The organism is Paucibacter sp. Y2R2-4, from assembly GCF_025717535.1.
In the GTDB taxonomy this organism is placed as follows: domain Bacteria; phylum Pseudomonadota; class Gammaproteobacteria; order Burkholderiales; family Burkholderiaceae_C; genus Paucibacter_A.
Genome location: NZ_JAJIRO010000003.1, coordinates 799,534 through 821,361 on the forward strand (window position 1 = coordinate 799,534; position 21,828 = coordinate 821,361).

Annotated in this window: 34 protein-coding genes; all 34 read left to right on the top strand. The window is 57.6% G+C overall.

Going from position 1 to position 21,828, the window contains the following annotated elements; all coding sequences use genetic code 11:
* Positions 1–46 precede the first annotated feature (46 nt).
* The 34 genes from rpsG (at position 47) to dsbD (ending at position 21,797) form a co-directional block, all read left to right on the top strand.
* Positions 47–517 carry a 30S ribosomal protein S7 gene (gene rpsG / locus LNV06_RS14900; RefSeq protein ID WP_263539068.1) on the top strand — a complete coding sequence of 157 codons (471 nt, stop codon included), beginning with the start codon at positions 47–49 and terminating at the stop codon, positions 515–517.
* Between the two features lie 70 nt (positions 518–587).
* Positions 588–2,690, top strand: a complete 2,103-nt coding sequence (gene fusA, locus LNV06_RS14905; RefSeq protein ID WP_263539069.1) for an elongation factor G — start codon at positions 588–590, stop codon at positions 2,688–2,690.
* 158 nt (positions 2,691–2,848) lie between these two features.
* Positions 2,849–4,039 (top strand): elongation factor Tu, encoded by a 1,191-nt coding sequence (gene tuf, locus LNV06_RS14910; protein ID WP_263539058.1) that lies wholly within the window; start codon positions 2,849–2,851, stop codon positions 4,037–4,039.
* Positions 4,040–4,135: 96 nt separating this feature from the next.
* Entirely contained in the window at positions 4,136–4,447 is a 312-nt protein-coding gene (gene rpsJ, locus LNV06_RS14915; protein WP_263539070.1) for a 30S ribosomal protein S10, read from the top strand.
* 294 nt (positions 4,448–4,741) lie between these two features.
* The gene (gene rplC, locus LNV06_RS14920; RefSeq protein ID WP_263539150.1) at positions 4,742–5,413 is read left to right on the top strand and encodes a 50S ribosomal protein L3; all 672 of its coding nucleotides are present in this window, start codon (positions 4,742–4,744) and stop codon (positions 5,411–5,413) included.
* On the top strand, positions 5,413–6,033 hold the full coding sequence (gene rplD, locus LNV06_RS14925; protein WP_263539071.1) for a 50S ribosomal protein L4: 621 nt from the start codon (positions 5,413–5,415) through the stop codon (positions 6,031–6,033). Before rplC ends, rplD begins: the two co-directional genes overlap by 1 nt.
* Positions 6,030–6,344, top strand: a complete 315-nt coding sequence (rplW, locus tag LNV06_RS14930; protein ID WP_263539072.1) for a 50S ribosomal protein L23 — start codon at positions 6,030–6,032, stop codon at positions 6,342–6,344. Before rplD ends, rplW begins: the two co-directional genes overlap by 4 nt.
* Positions 6,344–7,168 carry a 50S ribosomal protein L2 gene (gene rplB, locus LNV06_RS14935; RefSeq protein WP_263539073.1) on the top strand — a complete coding sequence of 275 codons (825 nt, stop codon included), beginning with the start codon at positions 6,344–6,346 and terminating at the stop codon, positions 7,166–7,168. Before rplW ends, rplB begins: the two co-directional genes overlap by 1 nt.
* Before the next feature lie 10 nt (positions 7,169–7,178).
* A complete protein-coding gene (gene rpsS, locus LNV06_RS14940; RefSeq protein WP_058721907.1) occupies positions 7,179–7,457 on the top strand; it encodes a 30S ribosomal protein S19 in 279 nt (92 codons plus the stop codon).
* 11 nt (positions 7,458–7,468) lie between these two features.
* The gene (gene rplV / locus LNV06_RS14945) at positions 7,469–7,798 is read left to right on the top strand and encodes a 50S ribosomal protein L22 (protein ID WP_058721908.1); all 330 of its coding nucleotides are present in this window, start codon (positions 7,469–7,471) and stop codon (positions 7,796–7,798) included.
* A 16-nt stretch (positions 7,799–7,814) separates the two neighbouring features.
* A complete protein-coding gene (rpsC, locus tag LNV06_RS14950; RefSeq protein WP_263539074.1) occupies positions 7,815–8,669 on the top strand; it encodes a 30S ribosomal protein S3 in 855 nt (284 codons plus the stop codon).
* A 2-nt stretch (positions 8,670–8,671) separates the two neighbouring features.
* Complete coding sequence (gene rplP / locus LNV06_RS14955; protein WP_058721910.1) at positions 8,672–9,088, top strand: 50S ribosomal protein L16; 417 nt, start codon at positions 8,672–8,674, stop codon at positions 9,086–9,088.
* A 13-nt stretch (positions 9,089–9,101) separates the two neighbouring features.
* Positions 9,102–9,302 (top strand): 50S ribosomal protein L29, encoded by a 201-nt coding sequence (gene rpmC / locus LNV06_RS14960; RefSeq protein ID WP_102766023.1) that lies wholly within the window; start codon positions 9,102–9,104, stop codon positions 9,300–9,302.
* Complete coding sequence (gene rpsQ / locus LNV06_RS14965) at positions 9,299–9,568, top strand: 30S ribosomal protein S17 (RefSeq protein ID WP_263539075.1); 270 nt, start codon at positions 9,299–9,301, stop codon at positions 9,566–9,568. Before rpmC ends, rpsQ begins: the two co-directional genes overlap by 4 nt.
* Before the next feature lie 133 nt (positions 9,569–9,701).
* Entirely contained in the window at positions 9,702–10,211 is a 510-nt protein-coding gene (locus LNV06_RS14970; RefSeq protein WP_263539076.1) for a peroxiredoxin, read from the top strand.
* 288 nt (positions 10,212–10,499) lie between these two features.
* Entirely contained in the window at positions 10,500–10,868 is a 369-nt protein-coding gene (rplN, locus tag LNV06_RS14975) for a 50S ribosomal protein L14 (protein WP_058721914.1), read from the top strand.
* Positions 10,869–10,894: 26 nt separating this feature from the next.
* Positions 10,895–11,212, top strand: coding sequence for a 50S ribosomal protein L24 (rplX, locus tag LNV06_RS14980; RefSeq protein ID WP_263539077.1), 318 nt, complete (start codon positions 10,895–10,897; stop codon positions 11,210–11,212).
* A gap of 10 nt (positions 11,213–11,222) precedes the next feature.
* On the top strand, positions 11,223–11,762 hold the full coding sequence (gene rplE / locus LNV06_RS14985; protein WP_263539078.1) for a 50S ribosomal protein L5: 540 nt from the start codon (positions 11,223–11,225) through the stop codon (positions 11,760–11,762).
* 8 nt (positions 11,763–11,770) lie between these two features.
* Positions 11,771–12,076 carry a 30S ribosomal protein S14 gene (gene rpsN / locus LNV06_RS14990; RefSeq protein ID WP_263539079.1) on the top strand — a complete coding sequence of 102 codons (306 nt, stop codon included), beginning with the start codon at positions 11,771–11,773 and terminating at the stop codon, positions 12,074–12,076.
* 25 nt (positions 12,077–12,101) lie between these two features.
* Positions 12,102–12,497: a 30S ribosomal protein S8 gene (gene rpsH, locus LNV06_RS14995; RefSeq protein WP_263539080.1), complete on the top strand. Its 396-nt coding sequence runs from the start codon at positions 12,102–12,104 to the stop codon at positions 12,495–12,497.
* Positions 12,498–12,516: 19 nt separating this feature from the next.
* The gene (gene rplF, locus LNV06_RS15000; RefSeq protein ID WP_263539081.1) at positions 12,517–13,050 is read left to right on the top strand and encodes a 50S ribosomal protein L6; all 534 of its coding nucleotides are present in this window, start codon (positions 12,517–12,519) and stop codon (positions 13,048–13,050) included.
* 11 nt (positions 13,051–13,061) lie between these two features.
* Positions 13,062–13,427: a 50S ribosomal protein L18 gene (rplR, locus tag LNV06_RS15005; protein ID WP_263539082.1), complete on the top strand. Its 366-nt coding sequence runs from the start codon at positions 13,062–13,064 to the stop codon at positions 13,425–13,427.
* Between the two features lie 18 nt (positions 13,428–13,445).
* Positions 13,446–13,964 carry a 30S ribosomal protein S5 gene (rpsE, locus tag LNV06_RS15010; protein WP_263539083.1) on the top strand — a complete coding sequence of 173 codons (519 nt, stop codon included), beginning with the start codon at positions 13,446–13,448 and terminating at the stop codon, positions 13,962–13,964.
* A gap of 22 nt (positions 13,965–13,986) precedes the next feature.
* Entirely contained in the window at positions 13,987–14,169 is a 183-nt protein-coding gene (gene rpmD / locus LNV06_RS15015; RefSeq protein ID WP_263539084.1) for a 50S ribosomal protein L30, read from the top strand.
* 27 nt (positions 14,170–14,196) lie between these two features.
* The gene (gene rplO / locus LNV06_RS15020; RefSeq protein WP_263539085.1) at positions 14,197–14,628 is read left to right on the top strand and encodes a 50S ribosomal protein L15; all 432 of its coding nucleotides are present in this window, start codon (positions 14,197–14,199) and stop codon (positions 14,626–14,628) included.
* Positions 14,629–14,648: 20 nt separating this feature from the next.
* Positions 14,649–15,959, top strand: a complete 1,311-nt coding sequence (gene secY / locus LNV06_RS15025) for a preprotein translocase subunit SecY (RefSeq protein WP_263539086.1) — start codon at positions 14,649–14,651, stop codon at positions 15,957–15,959.
* A 50-nt stretch (positions 15,960–16,009) separates the two neighbouring features.
* Positions 16,010–16,228, top strand: a complete 219-nt coding sequence (infA, locus tag LNV06_RS15030; protein ID WP_009855680.1) for a translation initiation factor IF-1 — start codon at positions 16,010–16,012, stop codon at positions 16,226–16,228.
* Between the two features lie 60 nt (positions 16,229–16,288).
* Entirely contained in the window at positions 16,289–16,402 is a 114-nt protein-coding gene (gene rpmJ / locus LNV06_RS15035; protein WP_263539087.1) for a 50S ribosomal protein L36, read from the top strand.
* Between the two features lie 34 nt (positions 16,403–16,436).
* Positions 16,437–16,802: a 30S ribosomal protein S13 gene (gene rpsM, locus LNV06_RS15040; protein ID WP_263539088.1), complete on the top strand. Its 366-nt coding sequence runs from the start codon at positions 16,437–16,439 to the stop codon at positions 16,800–16,802.
* 29 nt (positions 16,803–16,831) lie between these two features.
* Positions 16,832–17,236: a 30S ribosomal protein S11 gene (rpsK, locus tag LNV06_RS15045; RefSeq protein ID WP_263539089.1), complete on the top strand. Its 405-nt coding sequence runs from the start codon at positions 16,832–16,834 to the stop codon at positions 17,234–17,236.
* A gap of 212 nt (positions 17,237–17,448) precedes the next feature.
* Positions 17,449–18,072, top strand: a complete 624-nt coding sequence (rpsD, locus tag LNV06_RS15050; RefSeq protein WP_263539090.1) for a 30S ribosomal protein S4 — start codon at positions 17,449–17,451, stop codon at positions 18,070–18,072.
* 138 nt (positions 18,073–18,210) lie between these two features.
* Positions 18,211–19,203 (top strand): DNA-directed RNA polymerase subunit alpha, encoded by a 993-nt coding sequence (locus LNV06_RS15055; RefSeq protein ID WP_263539091.1) that lies wholly within the window; start codon positions 18,211–18,213, stop codon positions 19,201–19,203.
* Between the two features lie 102 nt (positions 19,204–19,305).
* On the top strand, positions 19,306–19,695 hold the full coding sequence (rplQ, locus tag LNV06_RS15060; protein ID WP_263539092.1) for a 50S ribosomal protein L17: 390 nt from the start codon (positions 19,306–19,308) through the stop codon (positions 19,693–19,695).
* Between the two features lie 218 nt (positions 19,696–19,913).
* Positions 19,914–21,797: a protein-disulfide reductase DsbD gene (gene dsbD, locus LNV06_RS15065; protein ID WP_263539093.1), complete on the top strand. Its 1,884-nt coding sequence runs from the start codon at positions 19,914–19,916 to the stop codon at positions 21,795–21,797.
* Positions 21,798–21,828: the final 31 nt, after the last annotated feature.

Here is a 21,828-nt window from a genome sequence, read left to right on the forward strand (position 1 = left end):
GTGCAGGGCATAAGCCCGTACCAACTGAAGCATAAGGAAGAATCCCATGCCACGTCGTCGCGAAGTACCCAAGCGCGAGATCCTGCCTGATCCAAAATTCGGCAATGTTGATCTGTCCAAGTTCATGAACGTCATCATGGAATCGGGCAAGAAGGCTGTTGCAGAGCGCATCATTTACGGCGCCCTGGAACAAGTCGAAAAGAAGGTCGGCAAGGACCCAATGGAAGTGTTCTTGGTCGCGTTGAACAACGTCAAACCAATGGTCGAAGTGAAGTCACGCCGCGTTGGCGGTGCGAACTACCAAGTTCCCGTGGAAGTTCGCCCTGTCCGCCGGATGGCTCTGGCCATGCGATGGTTGAAAGAATCGGCTCGCAAGCGTGGTGAGAAGTCCATGTCTCAGCGTCTGGCCAATGAACTGCTGGAAGCGGCCGAAGGCCGTGGCGGCGCCATGAAGAAGCGTGACGAAGTTCACCGCATGGCCGAAGCCAACAAGGCGTTCTCGCACTTCCGCTTCTAAACTACTTCGACTCAGCCGCCTCGGGTTTCTACTGACCCGTTGGCGGCTCCTGCCTTTCTGGAGTGACATCATGGCACGCAAGACCCCCATCGAGCGCTACCGCAATATCGGTATCTCGGCGCACATCGACGCTGGCAAGACCACGACGACCGAGCGTATCCTCTATTACACCGGTGTGAACCACAAGATCGGTGAAGTGCATGATGGCGCCGCCACCATGGACTGGATGGAGCAAGAGCAAGAGCGCGGCATCACGATTACCTCGGCTGCCACGACCTGCTTCTGGAAGGGCATGGACGCTTCGCGCCCCGAGCACCGCATCAACATCATCGACACCCCCGGACACGTTGACTTCACCATTGAAGTTGAGCGTTCGATGCGCGTGTTGGACGGCGCCTGCATGGTTTACTGTGCAGTGGGCGGCGTGCAGCCCCAGTCGGAAACTGTTTGGCGTCAGGCCAACAAGTACAAAGTGCCGCGTCTGGCCTTTGTGAACAAGATGGACCGTACCGGTGCCAACTTCTACAAGGTCGTGGACCAAATGAAGGCTCGCCTGAAGGCGAACCCGGTTCCCGTCGTGTTGCCGATCGGCGCCGAAGAAAACTTCAAGGGCGTGATCGACTTGATGGTCATGAAGGCCATCTACTGGGATGAAGCTTCCCAGGGCATGAAGTTTGACTATCGTGAGATCCCTGCTGAGTTGCAGGCTGAAGCTCAAAAGTGGCGCGACAACCTGGTTGAAGCCGCCGCCGAGTCGAACGAAGACATGATGAACAAGTACCTGGAAACCGGCGAGCTGAGCGAAGCCGAGATCCTGGAAGGCATCCGTGCCCGTACCTTGGCTGCTGAAATCCAGCCAATGTTCTGCGGTACCGCGTTCAAGAACAAGGGCGTGCAGCGCATGCTGGACGGCGTGCTGGACTTCATGCCTTCGCCGATCGACGTGCCACCAGTTCCGGGCACCGACGAGAACGATGCGCCTGACAGCCGTGAAGCGTCGGACAGTGCCAAGTTCTCGGCGCTGGCTTTCAAGCTGATGACTGACCCCTATGTTGGTCAGCTGACTTTCGTGCGCGTGTATTCCGGCGTGTTGAAGTCGGGCGACTCGGTCTACAACCCGATTCGCGGCAAGAAGGAGCGTATCGGTCGTATTCTGCAGATGCACGCCAACCAGCGTGAAGAAATCTCGGAAATTCTGGCCGGCGACATCGCTGCTTGCGTGGGTCTGAAGGACGTGACCACCGGCGAAACCCTGTGCGATCCCGAGTCCATCATCACCTTGGAAAAGATGGTGTTCCCTGAGCCTGTGATTTCTCAGGCCGTGGAACCCAAGACCAAGGCTGACCAGGAAAAGATGGGTATCGCCCTGGGCCGTTTGGCCAAGGAAGATCCTTCTTTCCGCCTGCGTACCGACGAAGAATCGGGCCAGACCATCATTTCCGGCATGGGCGAGTTGCACCTGGAAATTATTGTCGACCGCATGAAGCGTGAGTTCGGTGTGGAAGCCAACGTCGGCAAGCCGCAAGTGGCTTACCGCGAAACCATCCGCAAGACCGCAACCGATGTCGAAGGCAAGTTCGTTCGCCAGTCCGGTGGTAAGGGTCAATACGGTCACGTTGTGCTGACCGTTGAGCCGCAAGAAGCCGGCAAGGGCTTCGAGTTCGTCGACGCGATCAAGGGCGGTGTGGTTCCTCGCGAATTCATCCCTGCGGTTGAAAAGGGCGTTATCGACAGCCTGCCGAACGGCGTGCTGGCCGGTTTCCCGGTTGTGGACGTGAAGGTCACGCTGACTTTCGGTTCCTACCACGAAGTGGACTCGAACGAGAACGCCTTCAAGATGGCTGCTTCGATGGGCTTCAAGGAAGGCTGCCGCAAGGCTTCGCCAGTGATCCTGGAGCCGATGATGGCTGTTGAAGTTGAGACGCCTGAAGACTATGCCGGTAACGTGATGGGCGACCTGTCCAGCCGTCGCGGTATGGTTCAAGGTATGGACGACATGGTCGGCGGCGGCAAGGTCATCAAGGCCGAAGTCCCGCTGTCGGAAATGTTCGGCTACTCGACGACCCTGCGTTCCGCAACGCAAGGCCGCGCGACCTACACCATGGAGTTCAAGCACTACAGCGAAGCTCCGAAGAACGTGGCTGACGCCATCATTACCGCTCGCGGTAAGTAAGTCCTCTAAGGCGCTGGGCTCGAATCGAAGCCCGGCGCTTTTCCTCATTTGAGATCGTCTTCGTCAATGTCTACCCGGTTGCCAGTCGCTGGGATCAAAAGGCTTGATGGAAACGCTAAACCCTGAGACTGGCAAACTGTTCTTTTTGGAGCAATACCATGGCAAAGAGTAAATTCGAACGCACCAAGCCGCACGTCAACGTCGGCACCATCGGTCACGTGGACCATGGCAAGACCACTCTGACGGCTGCGATCGCAACCGTGCTGTCGAAGAAGTTCGGCGGCGAGGCCAAGGCCTATGACCAGATCGACGCTGCGCCTGAAGAAAAGGCTCGCGGCATCACGATCAACACCGCTCACGTCGAGTACGAAACCGCTGGCCGTCACTACGCCCACGTGGACTGCCCCGGCCACGCTGACTATGTGAAGAACATGATCACCGGCGCCGCTCAGATGGACGGCGCTATTCTGGTGTGCTCGGCCGCTGACGGCCCAATGCCCCAGACTCGCGAGCACATCCTGTTGGCTCGTCAGGTCGGCGTGAAGTACATCATCGTCTTCCTGAACAAGTGCGACATGGTGGATGACGCTGAGTTGCTGGAACTGGTCGAAATGGAAGTGCGCGAGCTGCTGTCCAAGTACGACTTCCCTGGCGACGATACCCCCATCATCAAGGGTTCGGCCAAGCTGGCTCTGGAAGGCGACACGGGCGATCTGGGCGAACAAGCCATCTTCCGTTTGGCCGACGCGCTGGACAGCTACATCCCTACGCCTGAGCGCGCCATGGACGGTGCTTTCTTGCTGCCGGTGGAAGACGTGTTCTCGATCTCGGGTCGCGGCACTGTGGTGACCGGTCGTATCGAGCGCGGCATCATCAAGGTCGGTGAAGAAATCGAAATCGTGGGTATCCGCGACGTTCAGAAGACCACCGTCACTGGCGTGGAAATGTTCCGCAAGCTGCTGGACCAAGGTCAAGCAGGCGACAACGTCGGCATCTTGCTGCGCGGCACCAAGCGTGAAGACGTCGAGCGCGGCCAAGTGCTGAGCAAGCCCGGTTCGATCAAGCCACACACTCACTTCACGGCTGAGGTGTATGTGCTGTCGAAGGAAGAAGGCGGCCGTCACACTCCGTTCTTCAACAACTACCGTCCTCAGTTCTACTTCCGTACCACGGACGTGACTGGCGCTGTTGAGCTGCCGGCCGACAAGGAAATGGTCATGCCTGGCGACAACGTCGGCATCACCGTGAAGCTGATCGCTCCGATCGCCATGGAAACCGGTCTGCGCTTCGCGATCCGCGAAGGTGGCCGTACCGTCGGTTCGGGCGTGGTTGCAACCATCATTGCCTAAGACTTTTGCGTGACCGGTCCGGCTTGTCATCTCGAGTGATGAGTCGGGCTTCACCAACTCCGCAGCTTCGGCTGCTCGCTCTTTGAAGGAATCGTCATGCAAAAGCAAAAGATCCGCATTCGCCTGAAGGCGTTTGATTACAAGCTGATCGATCAGTCGGCCGCTGAAATCGTTGAAACCGCCAAGCGCACTGGCGCGATCGTCCGTGGCCCCGTGCCGCTGCCGACTCGCATGCAGCGTTTCGACATTCTGCGTTCGCCGCACGTCAACAAGTCGTCGCGCGACCAGTTTGAAATCCGCACCCATCAGCGTCTGATGGACATCGTTGATCCGACCGACAAGACTGTTGATGCTTTGATGAAGCTCGACCTGCCTGCCGGCGTCGACGTTGAAATCAAGCTGCAGTAATTTCTGACGGCGCCGAACCTCCGGGTGCGGCCGGCAGAATTGCGAGAAGGGCAAGTCGAAAGACTTGCCCTTTTTCATTGGATGCTGGCGCTAAGACTTGCGTGACCTCTAGGGTTCACGCTATACTCGCCAGCTTTTCCGCGCTACTTCATTGTTGCGCGGGATTTGGCGCATCAAGCCAATGCCCTCCCGCAAGGAGGGCAAAGTCTTGGTGCACTGGTCAGCCCGGCCAATCGATGTCGGGTGTTTGCAAATGGCTTCCAGGGTCAAAACCTGTGGGGCTGGAGAAAAACCATGAGTCTAAGCAATCGTCTCGGATTGCTGGGCCGCAAGGTGGGCATGATGCGCATCTTCACAGACGACGGCGATGCCGTGCCTGTGACAGTGCTCGATGTGTCCGACAACCGCGTGTCCCAGATCAAGACCGTAGAAAACGACGGCTACACCGCCATTCAGGTGGTGTTCGGTTCGCGCAAAGCATCGCGCGTGACCAAGCCGGAAGCCGGCCACCTTGCTAAGGCAGGTGTTGAAGCCGGTCGTGTGATGAGCGAATTCCGCGTTGCCGCTGAAGTCGCCGCTGAATACAAGCTCGGCGCGCAAGTGCCTGTCTCGCTGTTCGCAGCGGGCCAACTGGTGGATGTGCAAGGCACTTCTATCGGTAAAGGCTTCGAAGGCACCATCAAGCGTCACAACTTCGCCTCGCAGCGTGCGTCCCACGGTAACAGCCGTTCGCACAATGTTCCTGGCTCCATCTCGATGGCGCAGGATCCGGGCCGTGTGTTCCCTGGCAAGAAGATGTCGGGTCACCTGGGTGACGTCACCGTGACTACACAAAACCTGGACATCGTGCGCGTTGACGAAGCTCGTCAATTGCTGCTGGTCCGCGGTGCTGTGCCTGGCGCCAAGAACGGCCACGTTGTCGTGCGCCCGGCTGTCAAGGTCAAGGTCAAGAAGGGAGCCAACTGATGCAGCTCGAGCTCCTGAATGAGCAAGGTCAGGCCACTGCCAAGGTGGACGCTCCTGACACGCTGTTTGCTCGCGATTACAACGAAGCCCTGGTTCACCAGGTGGTCGTGGCCTTCCAGGCCAATGCCCGCCAAGGTACCCGCGCTCAGAAGGACCGCGAACAAGTTAAGCACTCCACGAAGAAGCCTTTCCGTCAAAAGGGAACTGGCCGCGCTCGTGCGGGTATGACTTCCTCGCCTCTGTGGCGTGGCGGTGGTCGGATTTTCCCGAACATGCCTGATGAGAACTTCACGCACAAGCTGAACAAGAAGATGTATCGCGCCGGTATGGCCGCCATCTTGTCGCAGCTGGCCCGTGAAGGTCGCCTGGCTGTGGTCGATTCGATCACTCTGGAAGCCCCGAAGACCAAGCTGCTGGCTGCTAAGTTCAAGGCTATGGGCCTCGAATCGGTCATGCTGATCGCTGATCAGCTGGACGACAACCTGCTGTTGGCTTCGCGCAACCTCGCCAATGTCCTGGTCTGCGAGCCGCGTTATGCGGATCCGCTGTCGCTGGTCTTCTATAAGAAGGTTCTGGTGACTAAGGCCGCAATGGAGCAACTCAAGGAGATGCTGGCATGAGCGCCGTGAAATATTCTGAAGGCCGTTTGGCCTCGGTGCTGCTGGCTCCTATCGTGTCCGAAAAGGCCACGGCAGTTGCTGAGAAGCACAACCAAGTGTTGTTCAAGGTCCTGCGCGACGCCACCAAGCCCGAAATCAAGGCCGCTGTTGAACTGATGTTCAAGGTCGAGGTTGAGGCTGTGAACGTTGTTCAGGTCAAGGGCAAGGTCAAGCGTTTCGGCCGTTCCATCGGTCGCCGCGACCACGTCAAGAAGGCGTACGTGTCGCTGAAGGCGGGCCAAGAGCTCAACTTCTCCGGGGAGGCTGCGTAATGGCCGTCGTAAAAGTTAAGCCAACTTCACCAGGCCGCCGTGCCGTTGTGAAGGTGGTGCACTCGCACCTGCACAAGGGCGCGCCTGAGGCGTCGCTGCTTGAGCCGCAAAAGCAAAACTCTGGCCGTAACAACAACGGTCACATCACAGTTCGCCACAAGGGCGGTGGTCATAAGCACCACTACCGCGTGGTTGACTTCAAGCGCAACAAGGACGGCATCCCCGCCAAGGTTGAGCGCATTGAATACGACCCGAACCGTACGGCCCACATCGCTCTGGTGTGCTATGCCGACGGCGAGCGTCGCTACATCATCGCTCCGCGTGGCTTGGAAGTCGGTTCAACCATCTTGAGCGGCGCAGAAGCCCCGATCAAGGCTGGCAACACGCTGCCTATCCGCAACATCCCCGTCGGCTCGACCATTCACTGCGTCGAAATGCTGCCAGGCAAGGGTGCTCAGATCGCTCGCTCGGCTGGCGTGTCTGTGGTGCTGATGGCTCGCGAAGGCATCTACGCTCAGCTGCGTTTGCGCTCCGGTGAAGTTCGTCGTATCCACATCGATTGCCGCGCCACCATTGGTGAAGTGTCGAACGAAGAGCATCAGCTGCGCCAGTACGGCAAGGCCGGTGCGATCCGTTGGAAGGGCATCCGTCCGACCGTTCGTGGTACCGCCATGAACCCGGTGGATCACCCGCACGGTGGTGGTGAAGGTCGTACCGGTGAAGGCCAGGCGCCTGTGTCGCCGTGGAACACCCTCACGAAGGGCTTCCGCACTCGTAACAACAAGCGTACGCAGACGTTCATCGTTTCGCGTCGCAAGAAGTAAAGGGTAGGCCATGACTCGTTCACTGAAGAAGGGCCCGTTCATTGACCATCACCTCTTGGCTAAGGTCGAGAAGGCAGTGGCCAACAAGGACAAAAAGCCTATCAAGACTTGGTCGCGTCGTTCGACGATCTTGCCCGAATTCATCGGTCTGACGATCGCCGTCCACAACGGCAAGCAACACGTGCCGGTCTATGTGTCTGACCAGATGGTTGGCCATAAGCTGGGCGAATTCGCGCTGACCCGCACCTTCAAAGGCCACCCGGCCGACAAGAAGGCCGGGAAGAAATAAGGATGCCAACGATGGAAACCAAAGCAATCGTTCGCGGTGTTCGTCTTTCGTGTGATAAGGGCCGCCTGGTGGCTGACCTGATCCGCGGCAAGAAGGTGGACCACGCGCTGAACATCCTGGAATTCACCCAGAAGAAGGCGGCTGTCATCATCAAGAAGGCGCTGGAAAGCGCCATCGCCAACGCCGAGCACAACGACGGCGCTGACATTGATGAACTGAAAGTCACCACGATCTATGTGGAGCAAGGTGCCACGTTGAAGCGTTTCTCTGCCCGCGCTAAAGGCCGTGGCAACCGCATCAGCAAGCCTACCTGCCACATCTTCGTGTCGGTCGGCAACTGAAGGCTGAAGGAAGACTATGGGACAGAAAATACATCCGACCGGTTTTCGCCTGCCTGTCACCCGTAACTGGGCGTCGCGCTGGTACGCGTCGAACAAGAACTTCGCCACCATGCTGGCCGAAGATCTGCAAGTTCGCGACTACCTGAAGACCAAGCTCAAGAATGCTGCTGTTTCGCGCATTCTGATTGAGCGTCCGGCCAAGAACGCACGTATCACCATTTACTCGGCACGTCCGGGCGTGGTGATCGGCAAGAAGGGCGAGGACATTGAAAACCTGAAGGCCGAACTGACCAAGCGTCTGGGCGTGCCAGTGGCAGTGAACATCGAAGAAGTGCGCAAGCCTGAAATCGATGCTCAGCTGATCGCTGACTCGATCACCCAGCAGCTGGAAAAGCGCATCATGTTCCGTCGCGCTATGAAGCGTGCGATGCAGAACGCCATGCGTTTGGGCGCTCAGGGTATCAAGATCATGTCGTCCGGCCGTTTGAACGGCATCGAAATCGCTCGTTGCGAGTGGTACCGTGAAGGCCGCGTGCCTCTTCACACCCTGAAGGCTGACATCGACTACGGCTTCTCCGAAGCCAGTACGACGTACGGCATCATCGGCGTGAAGGTGTGGGTCTACCGTGGCGACCGCCTGGCTAACGGCGAAGCGCCTGTGATCAAGAGCGAAGCTGGTGAAGACGATCGTCGTCCACGCCGCAACGCCCGTCCTGGCGCCCCGGCTGGCCGTGGCCGCCCGGGTGGTGACCGTGGTCCGCGTGGTGAAGGTGGCGATAAGCCTGCCTCCGCCGGTGACGCAGCCCAGCCCGCTGCCAAGCGTGTCGTCCGCAAGGCCGCACCCGCTGGCGGCGAGGCCAAAGGAGAATAAACATGCTGCAACCAGCTCGTCGCAAATACCGCAAGGAGCAAAAGGGTCGTAACACTGGTGTTGCTACCCGCGGTGCTGCCGTTTCTTTCGGTGACTTCGGCCTGAAGGCTACCGAACGCGGCCGCCTGACGGCTCGTCAAATCGAAGCTGCACGTCGTGCAATCTCGCGCCATATCAAGCGCGGTGGTCGCATCTTCATCCGCATCTTCCCTGACAAGCCGATCTCCCAGAAGCCTGCCGAAGTCCGTATGGGTAACGGTAAGGGCAACCCGGAGTACTACGTCGCTGAGATTCAGCCTGGCAAGGTGCTCTACGAGATCAACGGTGTGCCGGAAGCTCTGGCTCGCGAAGCGTTCACTCTGGCTGCTGCAAAGCTGCCTTTGAGCTGCACCTTCGTGACGCGCCAGGTCGGCACCTGAAGCGGAGAACACCATGAAAGCATCTGAACTGCGTGGCAAGGATGTCGCTGCCTTGGAAAAGGAAGTGACTGACCTGCTGAAGGCCCATTTCGGCCTGCGCATGCAAAAGGCGACTCAACAGTTGACCAACCACACTGTGTTGGGCAACACGCGCCGCGACATCGCTCGTGTCAAGACCATCTTGAACGAGAAGAAGAAGGGAGCCGCGAAATGACGCAAGCTCAAGAGAAGAACACGCGTACCCTGGTGGGTCGTGTGGTCAGCGACAAGCGCTCCAAGACCGTGACCGTGCTGGTCGAGCGTCGTGCCAAGCACGAGCTCTACGGCAAGATCGTGGCCATGTCCCGCAAGTACCACGCTCATGATGAGAATGGCGAGTACAAGATGGGCGATGTCGTCGAAATCGCTGAGGGTCGTCCTCTGTCGAAGACCAAGAGCTGGGTTGTGACTCGCTTGGTCGAAAAGGCTCAAATCGTTTGATTTGCCTTGAAAGCCTAGGTGGCGTGGGGGCTTGAGTCTCCTGTCACCTGGAACGGTCGGAACGCTGGAATACTGGCGGCCGGCCGTTTTTTTTCGCCATTAATGTTTCTCAATACGCATCAGGAGCTAGTCCATGTTGAAGATCGGTGATCGTTTGCCCGCAGGCACCTTGAAGGAATTTATCGAAGTCGAGGGCAATGGCTGCACCTTGGGCCCCAATGCTGTTGACGTGGCTTCGGCGACCGCAGGCAAGACGATCGCTGTGTTTGCGCTGCCCGGTGCCTTCACGCCTACGTGTTCTGCAAAGCATGTGCCGGGCTATGTTGAGCATGCTGCAGCCTTGAAGGCCGCCGGCGTCGATGAAATCTGGTGCATCTCTGTCAACGATGCATTTGTGATGGGTGCATGGGCACGCGATCAAGCGACAGGTTCCGCGGTTCGCATGATGGCGGATGGCAATGCTGATTTCACTCAGGCCGTGGGCCTGACCTTGGACCTCGCTGCGCATGGCATGGGTCTGCGCTCGCAGCGCTATTCCATGCTCGTGGTTGATGGCATGGTCAAGACTTTGAACATCGAAGGTCCCGGCAAGTTCGAGGTCAGCGACGCAGCAACCATGCTGGCGCAGGCTCAGGCCAAATAATCATTTCGTGCGTGGATGAAAGAGGGTCGCCAGCGTGCTGCCTGGCGACTCCTAAAGTTTTTTCGGTAAGTCGCTTGACGAGCCGATGGCTTTTGATGCACAATCTAAAGCTTCGCCGAACGCAAGGCGCATCTAGTGATGCGTTAAGGCCTCGGATCCGCCCTCAACTGCTGGGCGCATGACCCACACGGGTGTGTGGTAAGTGCGTTTGGTCAACGGGCCCAAGACTGACCGATGATTTTGCTGGCCTGCGGGCGGCGGATGATTTGGGATAAGTTGGGGATAGACATGATTCAAATGCAATCGCGACTCGACGTCGCGGACAACACTGGCGCCAAATCCGTCATGTGCATCAAGGTGCTGGGTGGTTCCAAGCGCCGTTATGCCGGCATTGGTGACATCATCAAGGTCAGCATCAAAGAAGCTGCTCCTCGTGCCCGCGTGAAAAAGGGTGAGGTTTACAGCGCTGTGGTCGTTCGTACCGCCAAGGGTGTTCGTCGTCAAGACGGCTCGCTGGTGAAGTTCGACGGCAATGCCGCTGTGCTGCTGAATGCCAAGCTCGAGCCGATCGGCACGCGCATCTTCGGCCCGGTGACGCGTGAACTGCGTACCGAGCGCTTCATGAAGATCGTGTCGCTGGCGCCTGAGGTGCTCTGAGCGCGGCCACAGTAAAAGGTATTGCCATGAACAAGATTCGCACAGGCGATCAGGTCATTGTTTTGACCGGTCGCGACAAGGGCAAGCGTGGCGCAGTTGCGTCTCGCGTTGATGCCGACCACCTCGTGGTGGAAGGCGTGAATATCGTCAAGAAGCACGTCAAGCCGAACCCCATGAAGGGTACGACTGGCGGTGTTGTTGAGAAGACGATGCCTATTCATCAATCCAACGTGGCGATTTTTAACGCTGCATCCGGCAAAGCCGATCGCGTGGGCATCAAGCTCGCAGCCGATGGCAAGAAGGTGCGCGTTTTCAAGTCGACCGGCGAAGAGATCAAGGCTTAAGGGGTTCGACATGGCTCGTTTGCAAGAGTTTTATCGCGAAAAAGTTGTGCCCGACCTCTCGGCTAAGTTTGGCTACAAGTCGGTCATGGAAGTGCCGCGCATCACCAAGATCACCCTGAACATGGGTGTCAGTGAAGCCGTTGCGGACAAGAAGGTTATGGATCACGCCGTGGGCGACCTGACCAAGATCGCTGGCCAGAAGCCTGTGGTGACGAAGTCGAAGAAGGCTATCGCCGGCTTCAAGATTCGTGACTCGGTGCCTATCGGTTGCATGGTCACTCTGCGTGGCGTTCAGATGTATGAATTCCTGGACCGCTTTGTGACCATTGCCCTGCCTCGCGTTCGTGACTTCCGGGGTATCTCGGGTCGCTCGTTCGATGGTCGTGGCAACTACAACATCGGCGTGAAAGAGCAGATCATTTTCCCCGAAATCGACTACGACAAGGTGGATGCTCTGCGTGGGCTGAATATCAGCATCACCACTTCCGCCAAGACGGACGACGAGTGCAAGGCCCTGTTGGCTGCATTCAAGTTCCCGTTCAAGAACTGAGGTGATTTGTGGCTAAAACTTCTCTCATCCAACGTGAGCTCAAGCGTGATGCGCTGGTTGCCAAGTTCGCTAAGAAATATGCGGACCTGAAGGCGATCATCAATGACGCGAAGAAGTCTGACGAAGAGCGCTACATCGCTCGCCTGGAGCTGCAAAAGCTGCCTCGCAATGCCTACCCAACTCGTCAGCGTAACCGCTGCGCGTTGACTGGCCGTCCCCGCGGTACTTTCCGCAAGTTCGGCTTGGGCCGTAACAAGATTCGTGAGCTGGCCTTCAAGGGCGACATCCCCGGTGTCGTCAAGGCTAGCTGGTAATCGGCACGATTAGGAGATTTCGCAAATGAGCATGAGTGATCCTATCGCCGACATGTTGACCCGCATTCGCAACGCCCAGAGCGTTGAGAAGGTCACTGTCGTGATGCCGTCCTCTAAGTTGAAGGTGGCGATTGCTAAAGTCCTGAAGGACGAAGGCTATATCGACGGCTTCGCGGTGCGCGGTGAAGCCGCTCGCCCAGAGCTGGAGATCGCGTTGAAGTATTACGCTGGTCGCCCAGTGATTGAACGCATCGAACGCGTGAGCCGTCCTGGCCTGCGCATTTACAAGGGCCGCCACGACATCCCTCAGGTCATGAATGGCCTGGGTGTGGCGATTGTCACTACGCCTCAGGGCGTGATGACCGACCGCAAAGCACGTCAAGCCGGCATCGGCGGCGAAGTGCTCTGCTACGTCGCCTAAGCGCAAGGAGAGACACACAATGTCCCGCGTTGGAAAAATGCCGGTCGCCATCCCGCAAGGTGTGGACGTTACCGTTACTGCTGAGCAAATCAGCGTCAAGGGCTCGCTCGGTACGCTGGTGCGTCCGATCCATAGCCTGGTGTCGGTCAAGAACGAAGGCGGCAAGCTGAGCTTCGTTCCTAACGATGATTCCGCAGCTGCCGGTGCCATGAGTGGCACGGTGCGCGCACTGGTGGCCAATATGGTCAACGGCGTGAGCAAAGGCTTTGAGCGCAAGCTGAACCTGGTTGGCGTGGGTTTCCGCGCTCAGGCTCAGGGCCAGAAGCTCAATCTGCAAATTGGTTTCTCTCACCCCGTGGTGAAGGATATGCCGGCTGGTGTCAAGGTCGAGTGCCCGACACAAACCGAAATCCTGATCAAGGGTGCGGACCGCCAAGTGGTGGGTCAGGTTGCCGCTGAAGTGCGTGCATTCCGTCCGCCCGAGCCTTACAAGGGCAAGGGGATCCGCTATTCCGACGAGAAGGTCTCTCTCAAAGAGACCAAGAAGAAGTAAGGAGCAGCGCCATGATGACCAAAAAAGAACAGCGCATCCGTCGCTCGCGTCAGACTCGTGCTCGTATCGCCGTTCAACGCGTCGTGCGTTTGACGGTGTTCCGTTCCAATCTGCACATCTACGCCAGCGTCATTTCCGACGATGGCACCCGTGTGCTGGCCAGCGCATCGACTGCCGAGAAGGCAGTCCGCGAGCAGCTGGGTGGTTCGGGCAAGGGTGGCAATGTCGCCGCCGCTACCTTGATTGGCAAGCGTATCGCCGAAAAGGCGAAGGCTGCTGGCATTGAGAAGGTTGCATTCGATCGCGCAGGCTTTGCCTACCACGGTCGGGTGAAGGCCCTTGCCGAAGCAGCTCGCGAAGCCGGTCTGCAGTTCTGACGCTAAAAGGATTTCGAAATGGCAAAGTTTCAACCCCGCGTCCAGACCGAAGGTAACGACGACGGCCTGAAAGAAAAAATGATCGCGATCAACCGCGTGACCAAGGTTGTGAAGGGTGGTCGCACACTCAGCTTCGCAGCTTTGACCGTGGTTGGTGATGGTAACGGCCGTATCGGCATGGGCAAAGGCAAGGCGAAGGAAGTTCCTGTCGCCGTGCAAAAGGCCATGGAATCGGCTCGTCGCAACATGATCAATGTGAACCTGCGCAATGGTTCGATCCACCACAACGTGGTGGGTGAGCATGGTGCTTCCCGCGTCATGATGGTGCCGGCTGCTGCTGGTACCGGCGTGATTGCCGGCGGCCCAATGCGCGCTGTGTTCGAAGTGATGGGCGTGACCGACATCGTGACCAAGAGCCACGGTTCGACCAACCCCTACAACTTGGTTCGTGCCACTCTGGACGCGCTGAAGCGCTCCACGACGGCTGCTGAAATTGCTGCCAAGCGCGGCAAGTCGGTCGAAGACATTCTCGGCTGATTCGGCTGTACTGGAGAGACACATGTCTGACAAGAAAACTCTGACGGTCAAGTTGGTTCGCAGCCCGATCGGTACGCGTGCATCGCACCGCGCCACCGTGGTCGGTCTGGGCCTGCGCAAGATGAACAGCACCAGCGTGTTGGAAGACACGCCTGCAGTTCGCGGCATGATCAACAAGATCGCCTACCTCGTGCAGGTGCTGTAAGCGCCGACACGAACTGAGGACAAGAAGATGCAACTCAATACCATTCAACCCGCAGCTGGCGCCAAGCACTCCAAGCGTCGCGTGGGCCGTGGCATCGGCTCCGGTCTGGGCAAGACAGCCGGCCGTGGTCACAAGGGTCAGAAGTCGCGTGCTGGCGGCTACCACAAGGTGGGCTTCGAAGGCGGTCAAATGCCTCTGCAGCGCCGCTTGCCCAAGCGCGGTTTCAAGTCGGCTTCCTTGAAGTTCAACGCTGAAATCAACCTCAGCGACCTGCAAGCTTTGGTGGCCGATGAAATCGACCTGCTTACGCTGAAGGCCGTGGGCTTGATCCCTGAGCTGAGCAAGAACGCCAAGGTGATTCTGTCTGGCGAAATCAGCCGCAAGGTCACGCTGAAGGGCGTGGGCGCGACGGCTGGTGCTAAGGCAGCTATCGAAGCCGCTGGCGGCTCGGTCGCTTAATTAGACAGGAACGAGGCGCAGTGGCTACCAACGCAAACCAACTGGCCAAGAGCGGCAAGTTTGGCGACTTGCGTCGCCGCCTTGTGTTTCTGCTGTTGGCATTGGTCGTGTATCGGATTGGGGCGCATATCCCTGTTCCGGGCATCGACCCTGCGCAGCTGAAGCAGTTCTTCAAGGGTCAGGAAGGTGGCATCCTGAGCCTGTTCAATATGTTCTCTGGCGGTGCGCTGTCGCGCTTTACCGTCTTCGCGCTGGGCATCACGCCCTATATTTCGGCCTCGATTGTCATTCAGTTGATGACTTACGTGGTGCCGACTTTGGAGTCGCTGAAGAAGGAAGGTGAGTCGGGACGCCGCAAGATTACGCAGTACACACGTTATGGCACCTTGGGCCTGGCTATTTTCCAATCGCTCAGCATTGCGCTGGCTCTGGAGAGTTCAGCTGGCTTGGTGATTAACCCTGGCTTTGGCTTCCGCTTGACCGCGGTGTCGAGTCTGGTGGCTGGCACGATGTTCCTGATGTGGTTGGGTGAGCAGATCACCGAACGTGGACTTGGTAACGGCATTTCGATCTTGATTTTCGGCGGTATCGCAGCGGGCTTGCCTGGTGCTATCGGCGGTTTGCTTGAGCTGGTTCGTACTGGTTCGATGGGCCCCGTGTCTTCGCTGTTCATCGTTGCGATCGTGGTGGCGGTGACTTACTTGGTGGTGTTCGTCGAGCGCGGTCAGCGCAAGATCCTGGTCAATTACGCCAAGCGCCAAGTGGGCAACAAGGTTTACGGTGGTCAAAGCTCGCACTTGCCCTTGAAGTTGAATATGTCGGGCGTGATCCCGCCGATCTTCGCTTCGTCGATCATCTTGCTGCCGACGACGATCGTGAGTTGGTTTGCCACTGGCGACAGCTTGCGCTGGTTGAAGGACTTGGCTGGAATGGTCAGCCCGGGCCAGCCCATCTATGTGCTGCTGTATGCTGCTGCGATTGTTTTCTTCTGTTTCTTCTACACGGCCTTGGTGTTCAACAGCCGTGAAACAGCAGACAACTTGAAGAAGAGTGGCGCGTTCATCCCAGGCATTCGCCCGGGTGAACAGACTGCGAAGCATATTGACAAGATCCTGTCTCGGCTGACGCTGGCTGGCGCAATCTACATCACCGGTGTGTGCTTGCTGCCCGAGTTTTTGACCTTGAAGTACAACGTCCCGTTCTACTTCGGCGGAACCTCGCTGTTGATCATCGTTGTTGTGACGATGGACTTCTGGGCTCAGGTGCAGTCTTACGTGATGAGTCAGCAGTACGATTCATTGCTGAAAAAAGCGAATTTCAAGGCCAGCTGAAAAGCTGAACCATTGTTTTAACCAAGATCCATCAGAACAGAAACGAAGGCATGGCGAAAGACGACGTCATTCAGATGCAGGGCGAGATTCTTGAGAATCTTCCAAATGCCACGTTTCGTGTGAAGCTGGAGAACGGGCATGTCGTTCTCGGCCACATCTCCGGCAAGATGCGTATGCACTACATCCGCATCCTGCCTGGCGATAAAGTCACCGTTGAATTAACCCCGTACGACTTGAGTCGTGCTCGCATCGTGTTCCGGGCGAAGTGAGCTTTTCTATTCCCCGGGTTACGCGCCTCGAGCGCATTTGAATAGGTCAAGGAGCAATCCATGAAAGTTTCGGCATCCGTCAAGCAGATGTGCCGCAATTGCAAAGTCATCCGTCGCAAGGGCGTGGTGCGTGTGATCTGTACAGATCCGCGCCACAAACAGCGCCAGGGCTGATTGCTGCACGACACGAGCGAATTAGAGGACGCACATGGCACGTATTGCTGGTATTAATATTCCGCCGCACAAGCACACTGAGATCGGCCTGACTTCCATCTACGGCGTTGGCCGTACGACGGCTCAGAAGATCTGCACAACTTGCGGTATCCCGTTCGACAAGAAGGTCAAGGACCTCACCGATTCCGATCTGGAAAAGATCCGGGAAACTGTGGGTCAGATGACCATCGAAGGCGACCTGCGCCGCGAGATGTCTATCAACATCAAGCGTTTGATGGACCTCGGTTGCTACCGTGGTTTCCGTCATCGTCGTGGTCTGCCGATGCGCGGTCAGCGCACTCGCACGAACGCTCGCACTCGTAAGGGCCCGCGCAAGTCGGCCGCTACGGGCAAGAAGTGATCTGCGGCTAGTATTGAAAGAAGGTCAAGATGGCAAAGTCTCCCAATAACTCGGCTGCACAGCGCGTCCGCAAGAAGGTTCGCAAGAACGTTGCAGACGGCATCGCTCACGTTCACGCCTCGTTCAACAACACGATCATCACGATCACTGACCGTCAAGGCGGCGCCCTGTCTTGGGCTTCGAGCGGCGGCCAGGGTTTCAAGGGTTCGCGTAAGTCGACACCTTTCGCTGCGCAGGTCGCGGCTGAAGTGGCCGGCCGTGCAGCTCAAGACCAAGGTATCAAGAACCTGGATGTCAAGATCAAGGGCCCAGGCCCAGGTCGTGAGTCGTCGGTTCGTGCTTTGGGCGCCCTTGGCATTCGGATCAACTCGATCTCTGATGTGACGCCTGTGCCGCACAACGGCTGCCGTCCTCAAAAGCGTCGTCGCATCTAAGGCGTTTGCCTTTTCTGCGAAGGATGCGATAATCGCAAGCTTCCCCGCGCCGGCGGGCACGAAAGTGCCGCGCCGGCCGTTTCGTTGAGGTGCTGTAGCTTGTTAAAGTTATGGCGACTTCTTGAAAACCACCGTCTGAGCCTATAAAAACACTGGCCAGACTCGCGCATGTGCCGACGGGCTGTGCGTCAGAATGAAAAAGGAAATACAAAGTGGCACGTTATCTAGGCCCTAAGTGCAAACTGTCGCGCCGTGAAGGCACCGACCTGTTCCTGAAGAGCGCCCGCCGCGCTGTCAGCGACAAGGCTAAGTTTGATTCCAAGCCAGGCCAGCACGGCCGCACTTCGGGTCAGCGCACCTCTGACTTCGGTCTGCAACTGCGTGAAAAGCAAAAGGTCAAGCGCATGTACGGCGTGTTGGAGCGTCAGTTCCGCCGTTACTTCGCTGAAGCTGAGCGCCGTAAGGGCTCGACCGGTACCAATTTGCTGACTTTGCTCGAGTCGCGTCTGGACAATGTGGTTTACCGCATGGGCTTCGGCTCCACTCGCGCTGAAGCTCGTCAGCTGGTTTCCCACAAGGGCATCACCGTGAACGGTGAAGTCGTGAACATCGCTTCCTACCTGGTCAAGGCCGGTGACACTGTCGCTGTGCGTGAAAAGGCTAAGAAGCAACTGCGCGTTGTCGACGCACTGAAGTTGGCTGAGTCGATCGGCTTGCCAGCATGGGTGACTGTTGATGCCACGAAGCTGGAAGGCGTCTTCAAGAAGGCTCCTGACCGCGACGAGTTTGGCGCTGAGATCAACGAATCTCTGATCGTTGAGTTGTACTCGCGTTAATCGTTGTGCAGCTGCCGGCTGTGCTCCTTCGGGTGCAGTCGGCTTTCCCTCGTCTGGGCGGGTCCTATCGCGGCGAAGCCCGGTTGGTCCCTCAGCCTTATCGGTGTAACGAACCGAGGGTATTGAAAGAAAGACCTCATGCAAACAAATCTGCTCAAGCCCAAATCCATCAATGTGGAGCCTCTCGGCGGTCATCGCGCCAAGGTAACACTGGAGCCGTTTGAACGCGGCTATGGCCACACCCTGGGCAACGCCCTGCGTCGTGTGCTGCTTTCCTCGATGGTGGGTTATGCGCCGACGGAAGTCACGATTGCTGGCGTGCTGCACGAGTACTCGGCGATTGATGGCGTTCAAGAAGATGTGGTTCACATCATGTTGAACCTCAAGGGCGTGGTCTTCCGCTTGCATAACCGTGAAGAAGTCACGTTGGTGCTGCGCAAAGAAGGCGAAGGCCCTGTGACCGCTGCTGATATTCAGACGCCTCATGACGTCGAAATCATCAATCCGGATCACGTGATTGCCCATCTGTCGCAAGGCGGCAAGCTGGACATGCAGATCAAGGTTGAGAAGGGCCGTGGTTATGTGCCCGGTTCTATGCGCCGCTATGGCGATGAAGCCACCAAGTCGATCGGCCGCATTGTGTTGGACGCTTCGTTCGCTCCGGTTCGTCGCGTCAGCTACGCCGTTGAAAACGCTCGCGTTGAGCAGCGTACTGACCTCGACAAGCTGGTCATGGAAATCGAAACCAACGGCGCGATCTCGCCTGAGGAAGCGATCCGTGCCTCGGCCAAGATTTTGGTTGAACAACTGGCTGTGTTTGCACAGTTGCAAGGCACTGATGTGGGCGACATGTTCGACACCCAGCCTTCGCCCCGTAGCTCGTCGTTTGATCCTATCCTGCTGCGCCCTGTGGATGAGCTCGAGTTGACCGTTCGTTCGGCCAACTGCCTGAAGGCCGAGAACATCTATTACATCGGCGACTTGATCCAGCGTACCGAAACTGAACTGTTGAAGACGCCGAATCTGGGCCGCAAGTCCTTGAACGAAATCAAGGAAGTGCTGGCTTCGCGTGGTCTGACTCTGGGCGCCCGCCTGGAAAACTGGCCGCCACAAGGCTTGGACAAGCGTTAATTCGTTTTTGAAGAAAGGATGGAGCGCTGACCAACTCCATCCGGTGCACCCGGCAGTACCTGATACGGCTGCCGGCATTACATAGTTTGAAAGGAAAGCACCATGCGTCACCGTAACGGCCTCCGTAAGCTGAACCGTACCAGCGAACACCGCAAAGCAATGCTGCGCAATATGTGCGTTTCGTTGCTGCAACACGAAGCCATCAAAACCACTGTGCCTAAGGCCAAAGAACTGCGTCGCGTGGTTGAGCCTTTGATCACCTTGGCCAAGGTGCCTACCGTGGCCAATCGTCGTTTGGCTTTTGACCGTCTGCGCGATCGGGACATCGTCAGCAAGTTGTTCAACGAACTGGGCCCCCGTTTCCAGACTCGTCCTGGCGGCTACACCCGTATCTTGAAGATGGGCTTCCGCGTTGGCGACAATGCACCTATGGCTTATGTTGAGCTGGTGGATCGCGCTGAAGCTGAGACTGCTGTCGAAGCCGCTGAGTAAGCGCTGCGACTGACGCTCAACTGCTTGCAGTGTGGCGTTGGTTCCAGAAAAAAGGCTGGCCTTGTGCTGGCCTTTTTTTTCGTCTGCAGGGTTTGCTCGACCTTGTGCTTATATCCTGCTCATCCGTCGATGATTTTGTCTCGCGCCTTCACGGGCTGCTTGGTGCGCGGCAGCTTTCAACAGAAGCGCTCGCTCCCATTTCATATCTCCAACAGCATATGTCCCGCCTTATCAAACTCGTTTTTGCCTGGACCTTTGGCGTCTTGCTTGCCGTCAGCCATGCCCATGCTGAAGATTTTCTAGAGCCAGAACAGGCCTTCAAGCTACAGGTCAAGTCGCAGGATGAGCGCACGCTCGATGTAACGTTTGAAATTGCTCCCGGTTACTACATGTACCGTGAGCAGTTCAAGGCAGAGGCGCAAGAGGTGGGCGTGCTGGGACGGATCGAATTGCCCAAAGGCAAGGTGAAATTCGATGAGACCTTTCAAAAAGAGGTTGAAATCTATCGCGAGTCGCTGTCGGCGCGTGTCGCCGTTGAAAAGCCTAGCGCTCCCTTTACTCTGACCATCACCGGGCAGGGATGCGCCGACAAGGGGCTTTGCTATCCGCCTATGGTGGCGAGCTATCGTATTCAGCTGCCAGCGAATGGCGCGAGCGCAAAGATAGAGCGAATCGACGCCGATTCAAGCGCTACGTCGCTGATGGCTGGAGGTCAAAGCACCGAGGCCGACAAGCAAACCCCCGCCGTATCGAATGCGGCAACGTCAAACTCAGCCGGTGCATTGACTGAGTCCAATCGGCTGGATGCTGCGCTTCAATCAGGCCGTTTCTGGACCGTGATCGGTGTGTTTTTTGTTGCAGGGCTGCTCTTGTCGCTAACGCCTTGCGTGCTGCCCATGCTGCCCATCTTGTCCTCCATCATTGTGGGCGAATCAGCGGGTGCGAAAACCAGTCGCAGTCGTGGCTTTTTGTTGGCATTGAGCTATTCGCTCGGCATGGCCTTGGTCTACACCGCCCTGGGTGTCGCCGCAGGGCTGGCAGGTGAAGGTTTGGCTGCTGCGTTGCAGAAGCCTTGGGTCTTGTCCCTTTTTGCGCTCGCCCTCGTTGTTTTTGCGATGTCCATGTTTGGCGCCTTTGATATCAGCCTCCCACACAGCATGAGCGGTGGGCTCTCGCAAGCCTCTCAGCGCTTGCCTGCTGGTCATATGTTGGGCGTGTTTGTCATGGGTGGTGTGTCTGCTTTGATCGTCAGCCCTTGCGTGGCTGCGCCTCTCGCGGGAGCTTTGGTGTATCTGAGCCAGACGCGCGATGTGGTGCTGGGCGGTTCCGCTTTGTTCGCACTCGCCAGTGGTATGAGTGTTCCTTTGCTCTTGCTCGGCCTTTCTGCGGGTAGCTTGTTGCCGCGTGCCGGTGCTTGGATGGACGGCGTCAAGCACCTCTTCGGCATGCTCTTGCTTGCTGTGGCGCTGTGGACCTTGCAGCCTGTTTTGCCCGCTGCTGCGGCTCAGTTGCTGTGGGGTGCCTTGCTGATTGGTGTGGCCGCGATGCTGGGCTTGTTTCAGGCGCCTCACGCAGTGCATCGGCCGCGCACATGGCTGCGCAAGACTGCGGCGATCGTCAGCGTGATTTGTGGCGTTTTGCAAATCCTCGGGGCCGCAAGCGGAGGGACCGACCCCTTCAAGCCATTGGCCGGCTTAATGCGGGCTGAAGCAGGTGCTTCGCAAACCTCGGCATCGTCGGAGGAGGGCCTTCCCTTCAAGCGGGTTTTGAGCTTGGCGGAACTCGATGCCACCTTGGCCAGTGCAGGACGTCCAGTCATGCTCGACTTCTATGCCGACTGGTGCGTGTCTTGTAAAGAGATGGAGCGTTTTACTTTCAGCGACCCCGTCGTCCGCCAGCATCTGGCGGGTGCATTGCTGTTGAAGGCTGACGTCACGGCCAATAGCCCGGCGGATCGAGAACTCCTGAAGCGATTCAATCTCTTTGGCCCCCCGGGCACCATCTTCTTTGATGCCTCGGGCCAAGAGCTAAAAGGTGCTCGTGTGATTGGCTTCCAAAACACCGAGCGCTTTCTCTCTTCATTAAATGCGGCGGGCCTGTAACGCTTCTCACAAAAATGCGGTATACTGCTAG

Coding starts and splice junctions, on each gene's coding strand:
- rplN (WP_058721914.1), top strand. CDS start 10,500: ATGATTCAAATGCAATCGCGACTCGACGTCGCGGACAACACTGGCGCC.
- rplE (WP_263539078.1), top strand. CDS start 11,223: ATGGCTCGTTTGCAAGAGTTTTATCGCGAAAAAGTTGTGCCCGACCTC.
- rpsS (WP_058721907.1), top strand. CDS start 7,179: ATGACTCGTTCACTGAAGAAGGGCCCGTTCATTGACCATCACCTCTTG.
- rplR (WP_263539082.1), top strand. CDS start 13,062: ATGATGACCAAAAAAGAACAGCGCATCCGTCGCTCGCGTCAGACTCGT.
- rplV (WP_058721908.1), top strand. CDS start 7,469: ATGGAAACCAAAGCAATCGTTCGCGGTGTTCGTCTTTCGTGTGATAAG.
- rpsJ (WP_263539070.1), top strand. CDS start 4,136: ATGCAAAAGCAAAAGATCCGCATTCGCCTGAAGGCGTTTGATTACAAG.
- rplO (WP_263539085.1), top strand. CDS start 14,197: ATGCAACTCAATACCATTCAACCCGCAGCTGGCGCCAAGCACTCCAAG.
- rpsQ (WP_263539075.1), top strand. CDS start 9,299: ATGACGCAAGCTCAAGAGAAGAACACGCGTACCCTGGTGGGTCGTGTG.
- rpsE (WP_263539083.1), top strand. CDS start 13,446: ATGGCAAAGTTTCAACCCCGCGTCCAGACCGAAGGTAACGACGACGGC.
- rpsC (WP_263539074.1), top strand. CDS start 7,815: ATGGGACAGAAAATACATCCGACCGGTTTTCGCCTGCCTGTCACCCGT.
- tuf (WP_263539058.1), top strand. CDS start 2,849: ATGGCAAAGAGTAAATTCGAACGCACCAAGCCGCACGTCAACGTCGGC.
- rpmJ (WP_263539087.1), top strand. CDS start 16,289: ATGAAAGTTTCGGCATCCGTCAAGCAGATGTGCCGCAATTGCAAAGTC.
- infA (WP_009855680.1), top strand. CDS start 16,010: ATGGCGAAAGACGACGTCATTCAGATGCAGGGCGAGATTCTTGAGAAT.
- rplX (WP_263539077.1), top strand. CDS start 10,895: ATGAACAAGATTCGCACAGGCGATCAGGTCATTGTTTTGACCGGTCGC.
- rplW (WP_263539072.1), top strand. CDS start 6,030: ATGAGCGCCGTGAAATATTCTGAAGGCCGTTTGGCCTCGGTGCTGCTG.
- rplP (WP_058721910.1), top strand. CDS start 8,672: ATGCTGCAACCAGCTCGTCGCAAATACCGCAAGGAGCAAAAGGGTCGT.
- rpsK (WP_263539089.1), top strand. CDS start 16,832: ATGGCAAAGTCTCCCAATAACTCGGCTGCACAGCGCGTCCGCAAGAAG.
- fusA (WP_263539069.1), top strand. CDS start 588: ATGGCACGCAAGACCCCCATCGAGCGCTACCGCAATATCGGTATCTCG.
- rpmC (WP_102766023.1), top strand. CDS start 9,102: ATGAAAGCATCTGAACTGCGTGGCAAGGATGTCGCTGCCTTGGAAAAG.
- rplD (WP_263539071.1), top strand. CDS start 5,413: ATGCAGCTCGAGCTCCTGAATGAGCAAGGTCAGGCCACTGCCAAGGTG.
- rpsH (WP_263539080.1), top strand. CDS start 12,102: ATGAGCATGAGTGATCCTATCGCCGACATGTTGACCCGCATTCGCAAC.
- LNV06_RS14970 (WP_263539076.1), top strand. CDS start 9,702: ATGTTGAAGATCGGTGATCGTTTGCCCGCAGGCACCTTGAAGGAATTT.
- rpsG (WP_263539068.1), top strand. CDS start 47: ATGCCACGTCGTCGCGAAGTACCCAAGCGCGAGATCCTGCCTGATCCA.
- rplF (WP_263539081.1), top strand. CDS start 12,517: ATGTCCCGCGTTGGAAAAATGCCGGTCGCCATCCCGCAAGGTGTGGAC.
- rpmD (WP_263539084.1), top strand. CDS start 13,987: ATGTCTGACAAGAAAACTCTGACGGTCAAGTTGGTTCGCAGCCCGATC.
- rpsM (WP_263539088.1), top strand. CDS start 16,437: ATGGCACGTATTGCTGGTATTAATATTCCGCCGCACAAGCACACTGAG.
- LNV06_RS15055 (WP_263539091.1), top strand. CDS start 18,211: ATGCAAACAAATCTGCTCAAGCCCAAATCCATCAATGTGGAGCCTCTC.
- rplC (WP_263539150.1), top strand. CDS start 4,742: ATGAGTCTAAGCAATCGTCTCGGATTGCTGGGCCGCAAGGTGGGCATG.
- dsbD (WP_263539093.1), top strand. CDS start 19,914: ATGTCCCGCCTTATCAAACTCGTTTTTGCCTGGACCTTTGGCGTCTTG.
- rplB (WP_263539073.1), top strand. CDS start 6,344: ATGGCCGTCGTAAAAGTTAAGCCAACTTCACCAGGCCGCCGTGCCGTT.
- rplQ (WP_263539092.1), top strand. CDS start 19,306: ATGCGTCACCGTAACGGCCTCCGTAAGCTGAACCGTACCAGCGAACAC.